This window comes from Microbacterium sp. NPDC078428, from assembly GCF_044542535.1.
In the GTDB taxonomy this organism is placed as follows: Bacteria; Actinomycetota; Actinomycetes; order Actinomycetales; family Microbacteriaceae; genus Microbacterium; species Microbacterium limosum.
The window spans coordinates 203,601-222,648 of the sequence record NZ_JBITUP010000005.1 but is presented as its reverse complement, the minus strand read 5'-3'; the positions used below and the strand labels follow the sequence as shown (position 1 = coordinate 222,648).

The 19,048-nt window shown below is 71.7% G+C and carries 18 protein-coding genes and 2 tRNA genes; 8 read left to right on the top strand and 12 right to left on the bottom strand.

The genetic code is table 11. From position 1 onward, the window contains the following. Position 1: 1 nt before the first annotated feature. The gene (locus ACIGCK_RS11075; RefSeq protein WP_396666092.1) at positions 2 to 1,447 is read right to left on the bottom strand and encodes a PLP-dependent aminotransferase family protein; all 1,446 of its coding nucleotides are present in this window, start codon (positions 1,445 to 1,447) and stop codon (positions 2 to 4) included. A 61-nt stretch (positions 1,448 to 1,508) separates the two neighbouring features. On the opposite strand from ACIGCK_RS11075, the gene ACIGCK_RS11070 reads away from it, so the two are divergent. Further along, positions 1,509 to 2,156, top strand: a complete 648-nt coding sequence (locus tag ACIGCK_RS11070; protein ID WP_396666090.1) for a YitT family protein — start codon at positions 1,509 to 1,511, stop codon at positions 2,154 to 2,156. A 4-nt stretch (positions 2,157 to 2,160) separates the two neighbouring features. On the opposite strand, the gene ACIGCK_RS11065 is transcribed toward ACIGCK_RS11070, so the two are convergent. Then, positions 2,161 to 2,370, bottom strand: coding sequence for a methyltransferase (locus ACIGCK_RS11065; RefSeq protein WP_396666089.1), 210 nt, complete (start codon positions 2,368 to 2,370; stop codon positions 2,161 to 2,163). 222 nt (positions 2,371 to 2,592) lie between these two features. Then, positions 2,593 to 2,665, bottom strand: a tRNA-Arg gene (locus ACIGCK_RS11060). Positions 2,666 to 2,738: 73 nt separating this feature from the next. On the opposite strand from ACIGCK_RS11060, the gene orn reads away from it, so the two are divergent. The 5 genes from orn (at position 2,739) to ACIGCK_RS11035 (ending at position 4,606) form a co-directional block, all read left to right on the top strand. Next, on the top strand, positions 2,739 to 3,362 hold the full coding sequence (orn, locus tag ACIGCK_RS11055) for an oligoribonuclease (protein ID WP_396666087.1): 624 nt from the start codon (positions 2,739 to 2,741) through the stop codon (positions 3,360 to 3,362). Between the two features lie 36 nt (positions 3,363 to 3,398). After that, positions 3,399 to 3,474 (top strand) — tRNA-His (locus ACIGCK_RS11050). Continuing rightward, on the top strand, positions 3,475 to 3,825 hold the full coding sequence (locus ACIGCK_RS11045; RefSeq protein WP_330171663.1) for a metallopeptidase family protein: 351 nt from the start codon (positions 3,475 to 3,477) through the stop codon (positions 3,823 to 3,825). Then, positions 3,822 to 4,115, top strand: a complete 294-nt coding sequence (gene clpS / locus ACIGCK_RS11040) for an ATP-dependent Clp protease adapter ClpS (protein WP_396666085.1) — start codon at positions 3,822 to 3,824, stop codon at positions 4,113 to 4,115. Before ACIGCK_RS11045 ends, clpS begins: the two co-directional genes overlap by 4 nt. After that, positions 4,112 to 4,606: a DUF2017 family protein gene (locus ACIGCK_RS11035; RefSeq protein ID WP_396666083.1), complete on the top strand. Its 495-nt coding sequence runs from the start codon at positions 4,112 to 4,114 to the stop codon at positions 4,604 to 4,606. The genes clpS and ACIGCK_RS11035 overlap by 4 nt, the downstream gene beginning before the upstream one ends. Positions 4,607 to 4,626: 20 nt before the next feature. On the opposite strand, the gene ACIGCK_RS11030 is transcribed toward ACIGCK_RS11035, so the two are convergent. Genes ACIGCK_RS11030 through gatC form a run of 6 tightly spaced genes read right to left on the bottom strand, consistent with a single transcriptional unit; the run spans position 4,627 to position 10,210 of the window. Further along, entirely contained in the window at positions 4,627 to 5,172 is a 546-nt protein-coding gene (locus ACIGCK_RS11030) for a hypothetical protein (protein ID WP_396666081.1), read from the bottom strand. 31 nt (positions 5,173 to 5,203) lie between these two features. Continuing rightward, entirely contained in the window at positions 5,204 to 5,524 is a 321-nt protein-coding gene (locus tag ACIGCK_RS11025; protein WP_330171659.1) for a hypothetical protein, read from the bottom strand. A 41-nt stretch (positions 5,525 to 5,565) separates the two neighbouring features. Continuing rightward, positions 5,566 to 6,828, bottom strand: coding sequence for a DNA polymerase IV (locus tag ACIGCK_RS11020; protein ID WP_396666078.1), 1,263 nt, complete (start codon positions 6,826 to 6,828; stop codon positions 5,566 to 5,568). 48 nt (positions 6,829 to 6,876) lie between these two features. Continuing rightward, positions 6,877 to 8,394 (bottom strand): Asp-tRNA(Asn)/Glu-tRNA(Gln) amidotransferase subunit GatB, encoded by a 1,518-nt coding sequence (gene gatB, locus ACIGCK_RS11015; RefSeq protein ID WP_396666076.1) that lies wholly within the window; start codon positions 8,392 to 8,394, stop codon positions 6,877 to 6,879. Further along, a complete protein-coding gene (gene gatA / locus ACIGCK_RS11010; protein WP_396666074.1) occupies positions 8,394 to 9,914 on the bottom strand; it encodes an Asp-tRNA(Asn)/Glu-tRNA(Gln) amidotransferase subunit GatA in 1,521 nt (506 codons plus the stop codon). The genes gatB and gatA overlap by 1 nt, the downstream gene beginning before the upstream one ends. Continuing rightward, positions 9,911 to 10,210 carry an Asp-tRNA(Asn)/Glu-tRNA(Gln) amidotransferase subunit GatC gene (gene gatC, locus ACIGCK_RS11005; protein ID WP_396666072.1) on the bottom strand — a complete coding sequence of 100 codons (300 nt, stop codon included), beginning with the start codon at positions 10,208 to 10,210 and terminating at the stop codon, positions 9,911 to 9,913. The genes gatA and gatC overlap by 4 nt, the downstream gene beginning before the upstream one ends. A 65-nt stretch (positions 10,211 to 10,275) precedes the next feature. Here gatC and ACIGCK_RS11000 point away from each other — a divergent pair, with 65 nt between their 5' ends. Beyond that, entirely contained in the window at positions 10,276 to 11,976 is a 1,701-nt protein-coding gene (locus ACIGCK_RS11000; protein WP_396666070.1) for a long-chain-fatty-acid--CoA ligase, read from the top strand. 48 nt (positions 11,977 to 12,024) lie between these two features. Here ACIGCK_RS11000 and ligA read toward each other — a convergent pair whose 3' ends face one another. The 3 genes from ligA to ACIGCK_RS10985 form a co-directional block, all read right to left on the bottom strand. Next, complete coding sequence (ligA, locus tag ACIGCK_RS10995; protein ID WP_396666174.1) at positions 12,025 to 14,208, bottom strand: NAD-dependent DNA ligase LigA; 2,184 nt, start codon at positions 14,206 to 14,208, stop codon at positions 12,025 to 12,027. A 238-nt stretch (positions 14,209 to 14,446) separates the two neighbouring features. After that, entirely contained in the window at positions 14,447 to 15,562 is a 1,116-nt protein-coding gene (mnmA, locus tag ACIGCK_RS10990; protein WP_396666068.1) for a tRNA 2-thiouridine(34) synthase MnmA, read from the bottom strand. A gap of 64 nt (positions 15,563 to 15,626) precedes the next feature. Continuing rightward, the gene (locus ACIGCK_RS10985; protein ID WP_396666066.1) at positions 15,627 to 16,835 is read right to left on the bottom strand and encodes a cysteine desulfurase family protein; all 1,209 of its coding nucleotides are present in this window, start codon (positions 16,833 to 16,835) and stop codon (positions 15,627 to 15,629) included. A 77-nt stretch (positions 16,836 to 16,912) separates the two neighbouring features. On the opposite strand from ACIGCK_RS10985, the gene glgX reads away from it, so the two are divergent. Beyond that, positions 16,913 to 19,009, top strand: coding sequence for a glycogen debranching protein GlgX (gene glgX / locus ACIGCK_RS10980; protein ID WP_396666064.1), 2,097 nt, complete (start codon positions 16,913 to 16,915; stop codon positions 19,007 to 19,009). The last annotated feature ends 39 nt before the right edge of the window (positions 19,010 to 19,048 follow it).

Here is a 19,048-nt window from a genome sequence, read left to right as displayed (position 1 = left end):
GTCAGACGACCGATGCCAGCAGGGGCTCATCCGGCTGACCGGCGCGTGCTCGGCTCAGCGCGCTGTCCCACGCCTCCGCCAGGATCTCGACGCTGCGTTCGAGGATCGCGGGGGCGGCGGTGAAGGGGATCCGCAGGTGCCGTTCGTGCCCGCCGTCCACACCGAAGCGCGGACCGGACGAGATCACGAGCCCGCGCGTGCGCGCCTCCCATGACAGCGGAGAGCTCACGGGCTCGCCGAGCCCCACCCACAGGGCCACGCCGCCGGGCGGGCAGGGCACCTGCCAGTGCGGAAGCCGCGATGCCAGCGCGGCGCACAGGGCATCGCGGCCGGCGCCGAGAAGTCGCGCGCGCTGCTCGAGGATCTCGGGCATCCGGGCCAGCGCCAGAAGAGCCACCTGCTGTTCCATCTCGGGGGTTCCCAGCTCGCGTCGAGGACGAGCCGACACCAGTCGCTGCACGAGATCGACATCGGCACGGATCCACCCCACCCGCAGTCCTCCCCAGACCGACTTGCCGAGCGAGCCGAGGGTCACGACGCGACGCTGGAGGAGGGGATCCATCCCCGCGCCGAGCGGAGCCGAGGCGCCGCCGGGATCGATCCGCAGGTCGGCCGTCGTCTCATCCGCGACGAGGACGGCGCCGGCATCCGCCGCCAGGCCCACGAACTCCTCGCGCGCCGCCCGAGCCATCGACGCGCCCGTCGGGTTCTGGAAGTCGGGCATCGTGTAGACGACGCTGGGCGCGGCGCGGCGAAGCACGTGCTCGGCGCGCTCGAGGTCCCACCCGCTGTCGAGGTGCACCGGTATCGCCGTGAGGCGGCCACCCGCCCGCGAGAACGCATCCGCCGCGTGCGGATACGTCGGCGTCTCGATCGCGACCCGATCCCCCGGGCGCACCAGCACATCGGCGAGCAGCGAGATCGCCGCCTGGGCCCCGGTCGTGACGATGATCTGCGTCGCGTGGGTCGGCAGTCCGCGGGCGGTGTACCGCTCGGCGATCGCCTGGCGCAGCTCGGCGTCGCCCCGCACGTCGTACCCGGGGCGGCTGACCCATCGGGATGCCTGACTGGCGGCCTCCGCGAAGAGCTCCGGCAGACCCGGCCACGCAGAGGGACTGGCCTGACTGAGGTCGATCGTGTCCGCGCCCCCGGGCTCCGGGGCCGCGGCCATCCGCCCCACCGCCTGGACGACGCTGCCCGACCCCCGCAGGCTGCGCAGATGCCCGCTCTCCCGGAGATCGCGGTATGCGGCGGCAACAGTGGTCCGGCTCAGCTCCAGGCGTGCGGCCAGGTCGCGTTCCGCCGGCAGGGCCGTGCCCGGCACGATCCGGCCGTCGAGGCTCAGCACGCGGACGGCGTCGGCCAGGTCTCGATATGCGGGACCGGCGCCGCGCCACCGTCCGAGCATCACGGCGAACGACCGGGACGAGAGGCGGGAATCCGGCATGCATCCACCGTAAGAGGATTGGCCTCTGGCAAGCAAGCCACTTCCGAGATTGGATTGCAGCATGCTCCGCCGTTCCCTGCAGCTGCCGATCGGGCTGGTCCTGTACGGCGTCGGCTGCGCGGTCATGATCGCCGCCGGCATCGGACTCGACCCGTGGACGGTCTTCGCCCAGGGAGTTTCGAAGGCCACCGGCATGGGGATCGGCTGGGTCACCAACCTCATCGGGCTCGGGGTGCTTCTCCTGTGGATACCGCTTCGCCAGCGTCCCGGGCTCGGCACGGTGCTGAACATACTGATGGTCGGCACAGCGATGCAGCTCGCCCTCGACGTCATCCCGACCGCGCCGTCGTTCGCGCTCGGCTGCGTCATGTTCGCCGCCGGCATTGCGATCGTCGGCCTCGGAAGCGGCCTCTACATCGGCGCACGCTTCGGTCCGGGCCCGCGCGACGGGCTCATGACCGGGCTCTCCCACCGCCTCGGGTGGCCCCTCTGGATATCGAGAACACTGGTCGAAGCGGTCGTCCTGACGGCCGGGTGGCTGCTGGGCGGAACGCTCGGAATTGGCACGGTCGCGTTCGCCGTGCTCATCGGACCGCTCGCGCACGCCGCGGTGCGCGCCTTCGACACCGCCCCCGGCGGTGCAGGGACCGGTGCGCCGCACGCCTCCCCCGCGGTGACGCCGGCGGCGGGCGCGGCATCCGCACCCTGATCGCTCAGTGCTCCCGGAACTGCGGCCAATCGCTCCCGGGACGCATCCGCGCATGCAGAGCGCGCTTGGCGATCTCCATCGTCGGATAGGTACCCGCGGATGCCGCCGCCCCCGCCATCATCACGGTGTACCCGTCGTCGTCCTTGCGGACCGTTCCCACGACTCCGGTCGGCCCGTAGGCGACCCAGATCGTGTGGTGCGTCGTCGTGCTCATCGGCGAACTCCTTTCGACCCGCTCGACGCTACGCCGAGGCGTAGCCGAGCGGAAGCCCTCCCGCTCCCGCGTCCCGCGGGACGACGGAGCGAGTTCGTCCCGGACGCCCTCGACGAGCGGGGTTCGCGCTGGCGAACGGTCGCGACACGCCGTTGCACACCCGGTGCGCACGGCATGTCGCGACCGTTCGCGGCCGTCAGGTCAGTGACGAGTCGAACCCGGTGCCCCCGGCAGGATTCGAACCTGCGACAAACGGATTAGAAGGCCGCTGCTCTATCCACTGAGCTACGGAGGCGTGCCACCAAGGCTAGCGCGTCGTCGCGAGGGTGAACGGGGCCGCAAGAGCCCACGAAGATAGGATGTCGGCTATGGCTGCGAGCGAAAACGACCGTCTGGTCTGGATCGACTGCGAGATGACCGGTCTGGACCTCGGGGTCGACGAACTGGTCGAGATCGCGGTCGTGGTGACGGATTTCGAGCTGCGCATCCTGGACGACGGATTCGACGTGGTCATCAAGCCCGACGAGTCGGCGCTGGCGAACATGAACGACTTCGTGACCGACATGCACCGCTCGTCCGGTCTGCTCGAGCAGATCCCCCACGGCGTGAACGTCGCCGAGGCGGAGTTCCAGGCCCTGGAGTACATCCAGCGCTTCGTGCCCCAGCACGGGAAGGCACCCCTGGCCGGCAACACGATCGGCACCGACCGGATGTTCCTGGCGAAGTACATGCCGCGCCTGGACGGCTACCTGCACTACCGCAACGTCGACGTCTCGAGCATCAAGGAGCTCGCGCGCCGCTGGTACCCCCGCGCCTACATCCACGCCCCCGCCAAGCAGGGCGGTCACCGCGCCCTCGCCGACATCCGCGAGTCGATCCGCGAGCTGGCGTACTACCGCCAGTCCGTGTTCGTCTCCCAGCCCGGCCCCACCAGCGACGGTGCGCGTTCCGCCGCCGCCGCCGCGGTGTCGGCGTTCCCCTCCGGCGTGTAATAGACTTGGCTGGTTGCCCGCTCACGCAGGCACATGGTGGGTATAGCTCAGTTGGTAGAGCACCTGGTTGTGGTCCAGGGGGTCGCGGGTTCAAGTCCCGTTACTCACCCCAATGATCGACATGGATGCCGCGACGTTCGAGGACCTTGTCGTGTCCGAACTCGACCTGCTGCCCGATGACATGGTCGACGGGCTCGACAACGTCGTCTTCGTCGTCGAGGCCCGGCCGGAAGACGGCAGCCTCGATCTCTTCGGGCTCTACGACGGCGTGGCCGTGACCGAGCGCGACCGTTACGGCGTCGGCGAACTCCCCGACCGCATCATCGTCTACCGCGAGCCCCACCTGCACGCGTGCGCCGACGAGGCCGAGCTGCGCGACGAGGTGCACACGACCCTCGTCCACGAGATCGCCCACTACTACGGGATCGACGACGACCGACTGCATGAGCTGGGCTGGGCATGAGCACCACGACGCTGCCGGACACCCGGGAGGATGCGGATCTGCGTGCGTCCGCGCCGGGCCCGTGGCAGACCGTGGTGTGGAACGACCCGGTCAACCTGATGAGCTACGTCGTGCGCGTGTTCCGCGACTACTTCGGGTACTCCACTGCCCGCGCGACCGCCCTCATGCTCGACGTGCACGAGCGCGGGCATGCGGTCGTGTCCGAGGGAGCGCGCGAGCAGATGGAGCTGCACGCCGCGGCGATGCACGACTACGGCCTGTGGGCCACCGTCCGGAAGGCACCCCTGTGACCACCACCGTGTTGACCATCAGCCGACTCGAGGCGCGGCACCTCGCCGATCTCGTCGCGCAGTTCTCCGAGCTGCTGGAGAACGCCACGTCGGCGCCGGATGCCGCGGAGGCCGCCGACGATCCTGCCGTCGCGCGGCTCACCCCCACTCCCTACCCCGACGACGACGAGGCAGCGGCTGACTTCCGCTCGGCCACGTCCGGCGACCTCCTGGGCCGCCGGTCCGCCGACGCGCTGCGTGTCCTGGCAGACCTCGCTCCCGCCTTCGCGGAGGGCGACGACACCGCCGACCCCGACGACACGCTGCCCATCGAGCTCGACGCCGACGCGGGATGGGCCTGGATGCGCACGCTGACCGCCATCCGCCTCGTCATCGCTACACGCCTCGGGATCGCCGACGACGACGATCGGCCGGAAGACGACGACGAGCGGTACGCCGTGTACGACTGGATCGGCTTCCGCCTCGACGGGATCGTCAACGCTCTGGCGTAGCGGTCAGGCGGCGCTGCCGCCTACGGCATGACCGCGCTCACGCGGGCGAGGGCCTGCGGGCGATGCTCGCGGATGTGCTCGGCCTCCTGGAGCGCCCACCGCTCCCAGTGGGGCTCGTAGGCGTCCCCGTCCCGCGCCAGCGCCCGGTGCCGGCGCGAGCGTTCCGGGGAATCGAGCCATACCGGCACGTCGGCCACCCGCGCGGTCTGCGGAGTCAGGATGCCGGCACCCTCGACGATGAGAGGGAGCGACGGATCGACGGCATGCGCCTCCGCGGGGGCCCCGGCATCCCAGTCGTATCGGCGCCACACCCCGACGAGGCCGCGTGCGTGGGGCACCAGGATGTCCTGCCGCGCGATCTCCACCCCCGCGGCCAGGCCGTCCCACCCGGGGTAGATCGAATCGAGGGCGACGAGCTGCACCCGGCCCGCGGCGGGCCAGGCCGACACCAGGGCACGCGCGAGCGTGGACTTCCCGGCGCCGCTGCGACCGTCGATGAGGATGACGGGGTTGAGCGCCTCGACGCCCTCGACGGCGCGGAGCACGGCGGCCGCGGCATCCGCCACGGCGAGCCCGAAAGGGTCCTGCGCCGGCGTGCTACTTCTTGAGCGCGCGGATGACACGGCTGAGGGCGCGACCGGCCACCCACACGAACGGGATGGCGACCGCCAGGAGTGCGACGAGGTTGGGCTCGAACCGGAGGTCGTCGCCGCGCCGCACGTACGCGCCGAAGGGGACCGAATAGCCGCCGCCCCCTCCCCCGCCGTTGCCGGACTCATCGGATCCGCCGCCGAAACCGTGCCATGTCGCGGCGACCGGGATGAAGCGCACGCCGTCCACATCCTGCTGCTCGCCATAGGCGCTTTCGACGCCGAAGTGCGCGGACTGCTTGCCGAGTTCCAAAGCGATGTTGGGCATGATGCCACGCTATCGCTCCGGGGGTCCGCTGACGACCCCCGTCAGGGGCGGGGGTCGTGCGGGGGTTTCGGGTGGGAGGGCAGGCTGCGGGGCCCGCCCGCACGGCCCACGAGTGACGCGCGCATCACCGCGTTTCCGCCGAAGCGGCTGGTCGCATCATCCAGCGCGCCCTCGAGCCGGCGGCGCTCCTCGTCGTCGTCCCAGAGGGACATGCCGTGTGCGGCCCCGCGCAGGTTCTCGCCGCGCACGCCGAGCAGCCGTACCGGCCGGCCCTCCTCGAGCGAACCGAAGAGCTCCCTGGCGGTGTCGCCGATCCGCTGCCCCACGTCGGTGGGCTCGGTCAGCGTGCGGGATCGGGTGAGGGTCGAGAAGTCGGCGTAGCGCACCTTGATCGCCACCGTCGCCGCTTCCCACCCCGACCGCCGCAGCCGCCGCGCGACCCGATCGGAGAGCCGCAGCAGCTCGGCCCCCAGGAACTCCGGGTCCGCGACGTCGTCGGAGAACGTCTCCTCATGGCCGACGCTCTTCTCGATGCGTTCGGTGTCGACGCGACGCTGATCGATCCCGCGCGCGAGGTGCCACAGCCGCTCTCCCCCCGCGCGGCCGACGACGCGGTCGAGGACCTCCCGCGGCGTGCGCACGATGTCGCCGATGGTGCGGATGCCTCGGCCTTCGAGCGCCTCGGCGGTCTTCGGCCCCACACCCCACATCGCGCGGACCGATTGAGGCTCCAGAAACGCCTGCGTCTGCGCCTCGGGCACGATGAGAAGGCCGTCGGGCTTGGCACGCGTGGAGGCCATCTTCGCCACGTGCTTGGTGGCGGCGACCCCGACGCTGCAGGTCAGCCCGGTGCGCTCGAGCACGCGGCGGCGCAGTGCGGCGCCGATCTGCCCGGGGCTCCCCCACAGCCGACGCGCCCCCCGCACGTCGAGGAAGGCCTCGTCGATCGAGAGCGGTTCGACGAGCGGGGTGAACTCCTCGAAGACGGCCATGACCCGAGCCGACAGCTCGAGGTAGCGCTCGAAGCGCGGCGCGACGACGATCGCCCGCGGACACAGCCGGAGCGCCTGGCTGACAGGCATGGCGCTGCGCACACCGAACCGACGCGCCTCGTACGACGCACTCGAGACGACCGAGCGTCCCTCCGGGGATCCGATGATCAGCGGTTTGCCCGCGAGGCTCGGGTCATCCAGCACCGCGACGGCCGCGTAGAAGGCGTCCATGTCGACGTGCAGAATGCCGGTTCCGGTGTCGTCCGCGCCCTCCGGCGACACGATCCGCCCGCTGCCGTCACCCCGTCCCATGGGCCCATTCTCCCCACGGCTTCCGACATCGTGGGCGAACCCCCCGCATCACGCCTGCGCGGCGCGTTCCAGGATGAGCTCGCGCACGCGCGCGGCGTCCGCCTGACCCTTCATCGCCTTCATGACCGCGCCGATGATCGCGCCGGCGGCCTGCACCTTGCCGTCGCGGATCTTCTCGAGCACGTCGGGCTGCGCCGTCAATGCCTCGTCGATCGCGGCGATGAGCGCGCCGTCGTCGGAGACAACCGCGAGACCGCGCGCGTCCACGACCTTTTGCGGCGTCCCCTCCCCGGCGATGACACCCTCGAGCACTTGGCGGGCGAGCTTGTCGGTGAGGGTTCCGGCATCCACCAGCCCCTGCAGCGCCGCGACATCCGCCGGCGAGACGAGCTCGCTCGCCTCGCGGTCCTGCGCGTTCGCGATGCGGGCGATCTCACCCGTCCACCACTTGCGGGCCGCGGCGGGAGATGCACCGGCCGCGATCGTCGCCTCCACCTCGGGGAGGATTCCGCCGTTGGCGACGTCCTGGAACTCGAGATCGGTGAAGCCCCATTCGCTCTTCAGGCGGCGACGACGGGCCGCGGGCGCCTCCGGCAGCGCCGCTCGCAGCTGCTCGACGAGCTCCGGCGCCGGCACGACGGGGAGCAGGTCGGGCTCGGGGAAGTACCGGTAGTCATCCGCGTCGGACTTCGGGCGACCGGGCGAGGTGCGCCCGGTGTCCTCGTGCCAGTGCCGCGTCTCCTGCGTGATGGTGCCGCCCGCCTCGAGGATGGCGGCCTGACGCTGGATCTCGTATCGCACGGCCCGCTCGACCGACCGCATCGAGTTGACGTTCTTCGTCTCGGTGCGCGTGCCGAACTTCTCCTGCCCGCGAGGACGCAGCGACACGTTCGCGTCGCAGCGCAGGTTGCCGCGCTCCATGCGCGCCTCGGAGATGCCGAGCGCCCGGACGATGTCGCGGATCGTCTGGACATAGGCCTTCGCGATCTCGGGCGCACGGTGCTCCGCGCCCACGATCGGCTTCGTCACGATCTCCACCAGCGGCACGCCGGCGCGGTTGTAGTCGACGAGCGAGTACTCCGCCCCCTGGATGCGGCCGGTCGACCCGCCGACGTGGGTCAGCTTTCCGGCATCCTCCTCCATGTGGGCGCGCTCGATGTCGATGCCGACCTCGGTGCCGTCCTCGAGCTCGACCACGACGCGCCCCTCGAAGGCGATGGGCTCGTCGTACTGGCTGATCTGGTAGTTCTTACCGAGGTCGGGGTAGAAGTAGTTCTTCCGCGCGAATCGGCTCGACGGCGCGATCTGGCAGCCGAGCGCCAGACCGAGACTGATGGAGGACCGCACGGCCTCCTCGTTGACGACCGGCAGGGCGCCCGGCAAGCCCATGTCCACGGGGGCCACGAGCGTGTTCGGGGCGGCGCCGTGGTTCGCGTCGTGGGCGGGGTTGCCCGCCGACGAGAACATCTTCGTCGCGGTGTTCAGCTCTACATGCACCTCGAACCCGAGCACGGGCTCGAAGAGCTCGAGCGCACGGTCGAAGTCCATCAGCTTCGCGGCGGCCATCAGCGGGTTCCTCCGGGAGTCAGAGCAGGGGCGCGGTCCAGCAGCGGTGCGCCCCACGACCATTCGAGCAGCGACTCGAGGGCGGCGCCGACACGGTACAGGCGGGCGTCCTCGCGGACGGGGGCGAGGAACTGGATGCCGACGGGCAGGCCGTCCTCTTCGGCGAGGCCCGTGGGGATCGAGATCCCCGGCACGCCCGCGAGGTTGGCCGGGATCGTCGTGACGTCGTTGAGGTACATCTGCAGCGGGTCGTCGATGCGCTCGCCGAGGCGGAAGGCCGTCGTCGGCGCGGAGGGCGTCGCGATGACATCCACCTGGCCGAACGCGGCGTCGAAGTCGCGCTGGATGAGCGTGCGCACCTTCTGCGCGCTGCCGTAGTACGCGTCGTAGTAGCCGGCCGAGAGCGCATAGGTGCCGAGGATGATGCGGCGCTTCACCTCGGGCCCGAAGCCGGCCTCGCGCGTGGCCGCCATGACCTCCTCGACCGTGGCACCCGCGTGCGGGGTCACCCGCATGCCGAAGCGCACCGAGTCGAACTTCGCGAGGTTGCTCGAGGCCTCCGCGGGAAGGATCAGGTAGTAGGCGGCGACCCCGTACTCGAAGTGGGGGGCGCTGATCTCGACGATCTCGGCACCGTGCGCGGCGAGCGCGTCCAGCGCGCCGTGGAAAGAGGCGGCGACGCCAGCCTGGAATCCGCTGTCGGGCAGCTCGCGGATCACGCCGACCCGCAGACCCTTGAGCACGTCCCCGCGGGCGCCCTCGAGGGCGGCCTCGGCGAACGACGGCCAGTCGTGACGCAGCGACGTCGAATCGTGCGGATCGTGCCCGCCGATGACATCGTGCAACAGGCCGGCGTCGCGAACCGTGCGCGTGACGGGACCGACCTGATCGAGGCTGGAGGCCAGCGCGATCGCACCGTAGCGGCTGACGCCCCCGTAGGTCGGCTTCATGCCGACCGTGCCGGTCACGTGGGCGGGCTGCCGGATCGACCCGCCGGTGTCGCTGCCGAGGGCCAGCGGCGCCTCGAATGCGGCGACCGCCGCGGCGGAGCCGCCGCCGGAGCCGCCGGGGATGCGGTCGAGGTCCCAGGGGTTGCGCGTCGGGCCGTAGGCGGAGTGCTCCGTCGAGGAGCCCATCGCGAACTCGTCCATGTTCGTCTTGCCGAGGGGAACCATCCCCGCGGCGCGAGCCCGCGACACGACGGTCGCGTCGAAGGGCGACATGTACCCCTCGAGGATGCGTGAGCCGCTCGTGGAGGGCATGTCGGTCGTGACGAGCACGTCCTTGATGGCGAGCGGAACGCCCGCGAGCGCGTGCATCGTCTCCCCCGAGGCCCGCTGCCGATCGATCTCGGCGGCGATCTGCTCGGCCCGCTCGTTCACGTGCAGGAACGCGTGGACGTCGGCATCGACGTCGCGGATGCGCGCCAGGTGGGCGCGCGTCACCTCGACGCTCGAGAGCTCACCGGCGGCGAGCTTGTCGGAGAGGTCCGCGGCGGTGAGGCGGGTGATGTCGCTCACTGCTCCTCCCCCAGGATCGCCGTGACCCGGAAGCGGCCGTCGGCGGAATCGGGGGCGTTCTGCAGAACCTGGTCGCGCGTGAGCGTGTCGGCGGCCTCGTCGGGGCGGAAGACGTTCTCGAGCGGCACGGGGTGGCTCGTGGCGGGCACGTCGGGCGTGGCCACCTGCGACACCTTCGCGATGTTGTCGACGATCACATCGAGCTGGCCCGTCAGGGTCTGTACCTCGTCGTCGGTCAGCTGTATCCGTGCGAGCACGCCCAGATGGCGCACGAGTTCGGGGGTGATTTCAGACACCGCCCTATTCTAGGCGGCACCCCCGCGCCGCTCCGGCCCCGGGCGGCGGCACCTAGGCTGGCGGCGTGACGACGTACGATCCCCCGCGCCCCTGGATCCGAAGCTACGCCGAGGGCGTTCCCGCCGATCTCGAGCCCGTCTCGGGCTCGCTGGTCGACATCGTCGCGGCATCCGCCTGGGACTACCCGGACGCTCCCGCCCTGCAGTTCTTCGGGCGCACGATGTCATACCGCGAGCTGCAGGACCAGATCGAGCGGGCCGCGGCCGGACTTCGCGAGCGGGGGGTCCGGTCAGGCGACCCCGTCGCCATCGTCCTGCCCAACTGTCCTCAGCACATCGTGGCGTTCTACGCCGTGTTGAGGCTCGGCGCCGTCGTCGTCGAGCACAACCCGCTCTACACGCCGCGCGAACTGCGCAAGCAGTTCGAGGACCACGGCGCCGTGCACGCGATCGTCTGGAGCAAGGTCGCCGCATCGGTGCAGGCGTTCCCGTCCGACCTCGCGGTGCGCACCCTCGTCTCCGTCGATGTGACGCGTGCGATGCCCCTGCGCACCCGCGCCGCCCTCCGTCTGCCCGTCGCCAGGGCCCGTGAGGCGCGCGAGGCACTCACCGCTCGTGTGAGCGGTGCGATCCCGTGGGAGACGCTCCTGCGGAGCGACCCGCTCCCCGCGAGCGTGCCGGCCCCCGGCACCGACGACCTGGCGATCATCCAGTACACCAGCGGCACGACCGGCACCCCGAAGGGCGCCGCCCTCACGCACCGCAACCTCATCTCCAACGCCGCACAGGCGCAGGCGTGGGTGCCCTCGATCCGCCGCGGTGAGGGATGCGTCGTCTACGCCGTGCTCCCGATGTTCCACGCCTACGGCCTGACGCTGTGTCTCACCTTCGCGATGTCGATGGGGGCGCGTCTGGTGCTCTTCCCCCGCTTCGACCCCGACATGGTGCTCGCGGTGACGAAGAAGCACCCCGCGACCTTCCTTCCCCTCGTCCCCCCGATCGCCGACCGGCTGCTGACGGCGGCGCGGGAGCGGGGCGTCTCGCTCGAGGGAACCGAGGTCGCGATCTCCGGCGCGATGGCGCTGCCCCATGAGCTGGTCGTGCCGTTCGAGGCCGCCACGGGCGGCTACCTCGTCGAGGGATACGGCCTGAGCGAGTGCTCCCCCGTGCTGATGGCGAATCCCGTCGCCGAGAACCGGGTCCCGGGCACGGTGGGGCTTCCGCTCCCCGGGACGGAGTGCCGCGTCGTCGATCCCGACGACCCCACCCGCGACGTGGCCGCCGGGGAAGCCGGCGAGCTGCTCGTGCGCGGTCCGCAGGTCTTCGGGGGCTATTACGGAAAGCCCGAGGAGACGCAGCACGTGTTCGTGGACGGCTGGTTCCGCACCGGCGACATCGTGACGATCGACCAGTCGGGATTCGTGCGCATCGTCGACCGCATAAAGGAGCTGATCATCACGGGTGGATTCAACGTCGCTCCCACCGAGGTCGAGATCGCCCTGCGCCAGCATCCCCAGGTCGAGGATGCCGCGGTCGTCGGCCTGCCGAGCGTGCACTCGGGCGAGGAGGTCGTCGCCGCGATCGTCCCGGCGCCCGGCGTATCGCTCGACGAGGAGTCCGTGCGGGAGTTCGCGCGCGGCATCCTCACGCCCTACAAGGTGCCGCGGCGCATATTCGTGGTCGACGAGCTGCCGAAGTCCCTGATCGGCAAGGTACTGCGCCGCCAGGTGCGCGAGTCCCTCCTGCAGCTGACCACAGGCCGCTGACGGGGCGGCCCTGGGAGCCGTGCCGCGCCGACGGCGGACGCCGTCGGTTCAGCGATCCTCGGTGTCGAGCGCCGCCAGCGCTCCCGGGCCCTCCGTCACCAGCAGGCGGAACTGGGCCGCGTCGATGATGCGCACACCCAGCGCCTCCGCCTTCGCGAGCTTGGAGCCCGCTCCCGGCCCCGCGGCCACGAAGTCCGTCTTCTTCGACACGCTCGACGCGGCCTTGCCGCCCGCCGCCATGATCGCCTCCTGGGCACCCTCGCGGGTGTAGCCCTCGAGCGAGCCCGTCGCGACGACGGTGAGCCCCTCGAGCACGCCGCCGCCCCCCGCGGCCCCCGGCCCCGGATGGCCCGGTGTCGAGAACTGGGCACCGGCCGCCTCCCATCGTTCGACGATCTCGCGGTGCCAATCGACCTCGAACCAGTCGATGACGGCATCGGCGATGATGCCCCCGACTCCCTCGACGGCCGCGAGCTCTTCCCGCGAAGCGGCGCGGATCGCGGCGACCGAGCCGAACCATTGCGCGAGCGCCCGCGCGGCGACCGGACCCACGTGACGGATGTTGAACGCGACGAGGAAGCGCCAGAGTTCCTTGGTCTTGGCCTTCTCGAGCTCTTCGAGCAGCGTGAGCGCCTGCGCGGAGGGCTGCGGCCCCGTCGCGCCCTCCTTCTTCTCGGCGGCGGAGGGGTTGCGGCGGAACGGCGCCCTCAGCACGCGCTCCCCCGTCGCGGCGTCCACGCGGGGCTCACCCGTCTCGGCATCCCGCACGATCACCTCGATCGGCACGAGCTGCTCGATCGTCAGGTCGAACAGCCCCGCCTCGGTCTCGAGGGGCGGCTGGGAGGGGGTGGACGGCTGCGTGAGAGCCGCCGCCGTCACCTCGCCGAGCGCCTCGATGTCGAGCGCGCCCCGCGAGCCGATGTGCTCGACCCGGCCCCGCACCTGCGCCGGGCACGCCCGCGTGTTGGGGCAGCGCAGGTCGATGTCGCCCTCCTTCGCCGGGGCCAGGGTCCAGCCGCACTCCGGGCACTCGCGCGGCATCACGAACTCCCGCTCGGTGCCGTCCCGGAGCTCGACGACGGGCCCCAGCACCTCGGGGATGACATCTCCCGCCTTGCGGAGCACGACGGTGTCGCCGATCAGCACGCCCTTCGCGCGCACCACGTCCTGGTTGTGCAGCGTCGCCTGCCGCACCACCGACCCGGCGACGCGGGCGGGCGCCATGATCGCGAAGGGCGTGGCGCGCCCGGTGCGACCCACCGACACGACGATGTCGAGCAGTTTCGTGTTGACCTGCTCGGGAGGGTACTTGTACGCGATCGCCCATCGCGGAGCGCGGCTGGTTGCACCCAGCTCGTCGTGCAGGGCGAGCTCGTCGACCTTGACGACGATGCCGTCGATCTCGTGCTCGACATCGTGACGGTGCTCGCCGTAGTGCTCGACGAACTCGGCGACCCCGTCGATCGAGTCCTTCGTGGCGAAGTAGGGGCTGGTGGGCAGCCCCCACTCCGCGAGGAGGCCGTATATCTCGCTCTGCGATCCCACGGGGGGGCGCTCCCACGCGCCGACGCCGTGGACGAAGAGGCGCAGCGAGTCCAGACGTGCCTGCCCCGCCTCCAGCTCGAGGCCCTCCTTCTTGTCCAGCTGCTGACGGAGCCCGCCGCTGGCCGCATTGCGGGGGTTGGCGAAGGCGGGGAACCGGCGTTCCGCGCTCATGCGCGCCCGCTCCGGATCGAACGCCCGCGAGCGCGCACGCGACTGCTCGATGGCGCGATCCCGCATCTGCGCCTGCAGCGCGTTGAGCGCGGCGAACGACGCGACCGGGATGAACACCTCGCCGCGCACCTCGACGAGCGGCGGATGCCCCGAGCCCGACAGCCGCTGCGGGATGCCGGGCACCCGCACCGCGTTGACCGTGACGTCCTCGCCGATGCGCCCGTCGCCGCGCGTCGCGGCCGAGACGAGCACGCCGTGCTCGTAGCGAAGGCTGATCGCGAGCCCGTCGATCTTCAGTTCCGTGAGCCACCGCACGTGTCGACCCGCGCCGCCCTGCGCCTTCGTGCACCACTCGCGCAGCTCCTCGATCGAGAAGACGTTGTCGAGGCTCAGCATCCTCTCCGCGTGCTCGACGGGGGCGAACTGCGTGCCCTGCGCGGCCCCGACCGACCTCGTGGGCGAGTCCTGCCCCTGCAGCTCGGGGTACAGGCGCTCGATGGCCTCCAGCCGCAGCATCCACCCGTCATAGGTGGCGTCGTCGACGAGCTCGGCGTCTCGCCCGTAGTAGGCGTCACGCGCACCGACGATCTTCTCCGTGAGCTCGCGCGCCTCGTCGCGTGCCTGCTCGAGAGTCAGATCGGGGAGGGCGGAGTGCTGGTCGTCGGCTGCCACCGCATCAGTCTAGGTTCGGGCTCCGACGCGCTCGGCGCACGGCCGGCGCGCGGATGCCGCACGCGAAGCCTGCGCGGAGCCGTCAGACGCCCACGGGCGCCGCCGAGACGGTGCGATCGATCGTGAACTGGCCCAGCACCCGCGTGCCGCGATACAGCACGGCCGTCTGGCCAGGGGCGACGCCGTCGAGAGGGATGTCGGGTCGTACGACGACGCGCGCGCCGTCGTGTTCGTCGACCAGCCGGGCCCGTGCGGGCACCGGATCGGCGTGCGCGCGGATCTGCACGTCGCACGCGGCCTCCTCCCCCGCCGCGAGGGCAGGGGCCCCGGCCCAGCTGAACCGCGCGCCGGCGATCTCGGAGGTGGCGAGGGCCTCCTTCGGCCCGACCACGACCGTGTTGGAGACGGGCCTGACCTCGAGGACGAACCGGGGCTTGCCGTCGGCGGCGGGAACACCCAGCCGCAGTCCGCGCCGCTGACCGACGGTGAACGCGTGCGCGCCGTCGTGGTCGCCGACGACCTCGCCGCTCTGGTCGAGGATCTGGCCGCGCTCGGCGCCCACGCGCTCTGCGAGCCACCCCCGCGTGTCGCCGTCGGGGATGAAGCAGATGTCGTGGCTGTCGGGCTTGCTGGCAACGCTCAGGCCCCGCGCCTCGGCCTCGGCTCGCACCAGCGCCTTGGACGGCGTCTCGCCCAGCGGGAAGAGCGTGTGCGCGAGCTGACCGGCCGTGAGCACGCCGAGAACGTAGGACTGGTCCTTCGCCGCGTCGTGGGCACGGTGGAGCTCGAGTCCGTCGCGCCCCTCTCGCACGAGCGCGTAGTGCCCCGTGCACACCGCGTCGAAGCCGAGATCGAGGGCCTTCTCGAGCACGGCGGCGAACTTGATCCGCTCGTTGCAGCGCATACAGGGGTTCGGGGTGCGGCCGGCGCGGTACTCCGAGACGAAGTCCTCTACGACGTCGTCGCGGAAGCGCTCCGAGAAGTCCCACACGTAGAACGGGATGCCGAGGCGATCGGCCGCCCGGCGCGCGTCGAGCGCGTCCTCCACCGTGCAGCACCCGCGACTGCCCGCGCGCAGCGTGCCGCCCGCGCGCGAGAGCGCCAGGTGCACGCCCGTCACGTCGTGCCCGGCGTCGACCGCGCGCGCGGCCGCCACCGCGGAGTCCACTCCCCCGCTCATCGCCGCCAGAACACGCATCACCCCAGTCTACGAGGCGCCCACGCGGGCGGCTCCGGGGCCGGCTCGCCCGCAGCGCGCGGCATCAGCGCCCGGAGACAGCCCGCGAAGACAGCCCCGCCCGGCGCGCCCGCTCGTACGCGCCGGGCAGGGCACCGAGCACCGCCGCGACGTCATCGGGCGTGCTCGTTCGCCCCAGCGTGATCCGCAGCGCGCCGCGGGCGTCCGCGTCCTCGACGCCCATCGCGCGCAGCACGTGAGAGGGCTCCGGCACCCCCGCCTGGCACGCGGACCCCGTCGACACGGCGACGCCCGCGTCATCCAGCAGCAGCAGCAGCGAGTCGCCCTGAGCGCCCGGGAGCCGCACGTGGAGATGCCCCGGCAGCCGGTCGACACCGCCGGCGGAGACCTGCAGTTCGGGGATCGCCGCGACGAGACCCGCCTGAAGGCGGTCCCGCAGCGCCGCCAGCCGCTCCGCCTCCCGCGCCAGCTCGGCCACGGCGAGCTCCGCGGCCACCGCCAGTGCGGCGGCCCCCGCGACATCCTGCGTGCCCGCCCGCAGACCGCGCTGCTGCCCGCCGCCGTGCAGCAGCGGAACAGGGGCCGCATCGCGGGAGACCACGAGCGCGCCCACGCCCACGGGCCCGCCGAACTTATGGGCGGACAGGCTCATCGCCACGAGACCGGCGGCACGCGCGCCCGACTCCGCGCGGAGCCCCGCGAAGGACAGCGGCGCATGCCCGAAGGCCCCGACCGCGTCGACGTGCAGCGGCACTCCGGCCGCGGCGGCGAGGGCGGATGCCGCGGCGACCGGCTGCATCGCCCCGGTCTCGTTGTTCGCGGCGAGCATCGTCGCCACCGCGGCGTCGGGCGCCTCGAGGGCGGCGCGCCACTGCGCGAGATCCACGACGGAGTCGCCATCCACTTCGACCCGGCTGACGCGGGCCTCGCCGGCGCGCTCGAGCCAGTCGACCGCGTCGAGCGTCGCGTGGTGCTCGGCACGAGGCACGAGGATCGCGTTCCGCGAGGAGGAGGCCGCGCGACGCGCCCGCAGCAGTCCGGTCACGGCCGTGTTGATCGATTCCGTGCCCCCCGAGGTGAAGACGACCTCGACGGGATCGCAGTCCACCGCGGCCGCGACCCGCTCCCGGGCCTCCTCGAGCAGGCGCCGTGCCCCCTGGCCGGGTCCGTGGATCGACGACGCGTTGCCGAGCGTCGCGGATGCCGCGATCCACGCCTCTCGCGACTCGTCGCGCAGCGGGGTCGTCGCGGCGTGGTCGAGGTAGACGGCCATCGCGTCCCTCCTCCGGGCGTCGTGGTCGTGGGGCCGCTGTAACGTGCTGGACCCCTGCGCTGATTAGGGTAGTCGGCATGGTCAGCCCGAGTCCGAGCGCTGCGCCCGCCGTGCCGGGGCTGCTCGATGCCGCCTTCGACGATCTCGGGGTCACCCTCGACGCCGAGGGCGGCCGACTGCGCGTGTGGTCGGGGGCGGCGGACTCGATCGAGCTCGTCCTCTTCGACGACACCGATCTGGACTGGATCACCGACACCGCGCCGCTGGCTCCCGTGGGCCGCGGGGTGTGGGAGGTGCGATCCCCCCGTCTTCGTCCGGGCGCCCGCTACGCCATCCGCGTTTCCGGTCCCAGCGGTCCCGGCAACGCGTTCAACCCGCGCACCCTCCTCGTCGAGCCGTATTCCCGCGGTCTGGTCTCGGGAGGGTGGGCCGCGGGCGGCGGTGACTGGCGCTCCGTCGTCGTGGACCGCTCCTTCGATTGGGGCGGTGTCGCCAAACCCAAGACGCCGCTGGATCGCACCGTGATCTACGAAGGTCACGTGAAGGGCCTCACGAAGCGGCACCCCGGCATCCCGCCCGCCCTGCACGGCACGTACGCGGGCCTCGCCCATCCGGCGATGATCGATCATCTCCTCCGCCTCGGGGTCACGGCCGTCGAGCTCCTTCCCGTCCACGCGTTCGCGAGCGAGCCCCGCCTGCACCAGCTCGGCCTGTCGAACTACTGGGGCTACAACTCGCTCAACTTCTTCACCCCGCACGCGCCCTACGCGACCGAGGCGAACCGGCGGGAGGGACCGGAAGCGGTGCTGCGCGAGTTCAAGGGCATGGTGAAGCTCCTGCATGAGGCGGGCCTGGAGGTCATCCTCGACGTCGTCTACAACCACACCGCCGAGGAGGGCTTCGGCGGCCCGCGCACGAGCCTTCGCGGCATCGACAACCGTGCGTACTACCGGCAGCTCGACGACGGCACGTACGTCGACGAGACGGGGTGCGGCAACGCGGTCGACACGTCGACGGATGCCGCGGCGCGGCTCGTGCTCGACTCGATGCGCTACTGGGCGAACGACGTCCAGGTCGACGGATTCCGCCTCGATCTCGCGGCCACGCTGGGCCGCGACGAGAAGCACCACTTCACCCCCGAGCATCCGCTGCTGCGGGCCATCGTCGACGATCCCGCGCTCGCGGGGGTCAAGAAGATCGCCGAGCCCTGGGATGTCGGAATGGGCGGCTGGCAGACCGGCAACTTCGGGTCGGGCTGGAGCGAGTGGAACGACCGCTACCGCGACCGCGTCCGCAACTTCTGGCTGAGCGACATCGACTACGCCCGTCGCGCCTCGACCTCCCCGGTCGGCATCGGGGGCTTCGCCACCCGCCTTGCCGGTTCCTCGAACACCTTCGATCAGGAGCGCGGTCCCCTCGCGAGCGTCAACTTCGTCACGGCGCACGACGGCTTCACCCTGCACGACCTCGTCTCTTACGACGTCAAGCACAACCTCGCCAACGGCGAGCAGAACCGCGACGGCGCGGACACGAACCGATCCTTCAACCACGGGGCCGAGGGGCCGACCGACGACGAGGCGATCCTCGCCACGCGACGGCGGGCGATGCGCAACCTGCTCGGCACGCTGCTGCTGTCCGCGGGGGTTCCGATGCTCACCGCGGGCGACGAGTTCGGTCGCACCCAGCGCGGCAACAACAACGCATACTGCCACGACAGCCCGCTCACCTGGCTGCGCTGGGATCACAAGCCGTGGCAGGACGACCTGATGGAGCACGTGCGCCATCTCACCCGGGTGCGGCGGGAGAATCCCGCGCTACGACCGGTCCACTTCGCCCGGCAGGATCGGGTCACTCCCTCCGCCTCGGTCATGGACTGGTTCGACGAGAACGGCGAGACGATGTCGGCCGAGCGGTGGACGAGCCCCGCCCACCGCACGCTGCAGTACGTCGCGGCGTCGACCCCCGAGACCGAGGCGTTCAACCGCATCCTGCTGATGGTCCACGGCACGGAGCAGCCCGCCCGGGTCACGCTTCCCGAGATCGCGGGCGTGTCCCGCTACGTGTCGCTGTGGTGCTCGTCCGACGAGCGCCCCGAGGCGCCCGAAACCGCCTTCGCGCCGGGCGACGTGGTGCAGCTGGCCCCCACATCCATGCGCCTTTTCCGCGCCGAGTGATCGTCGCCCATAGCGCATCGAGGCCCGGAACGCGACACG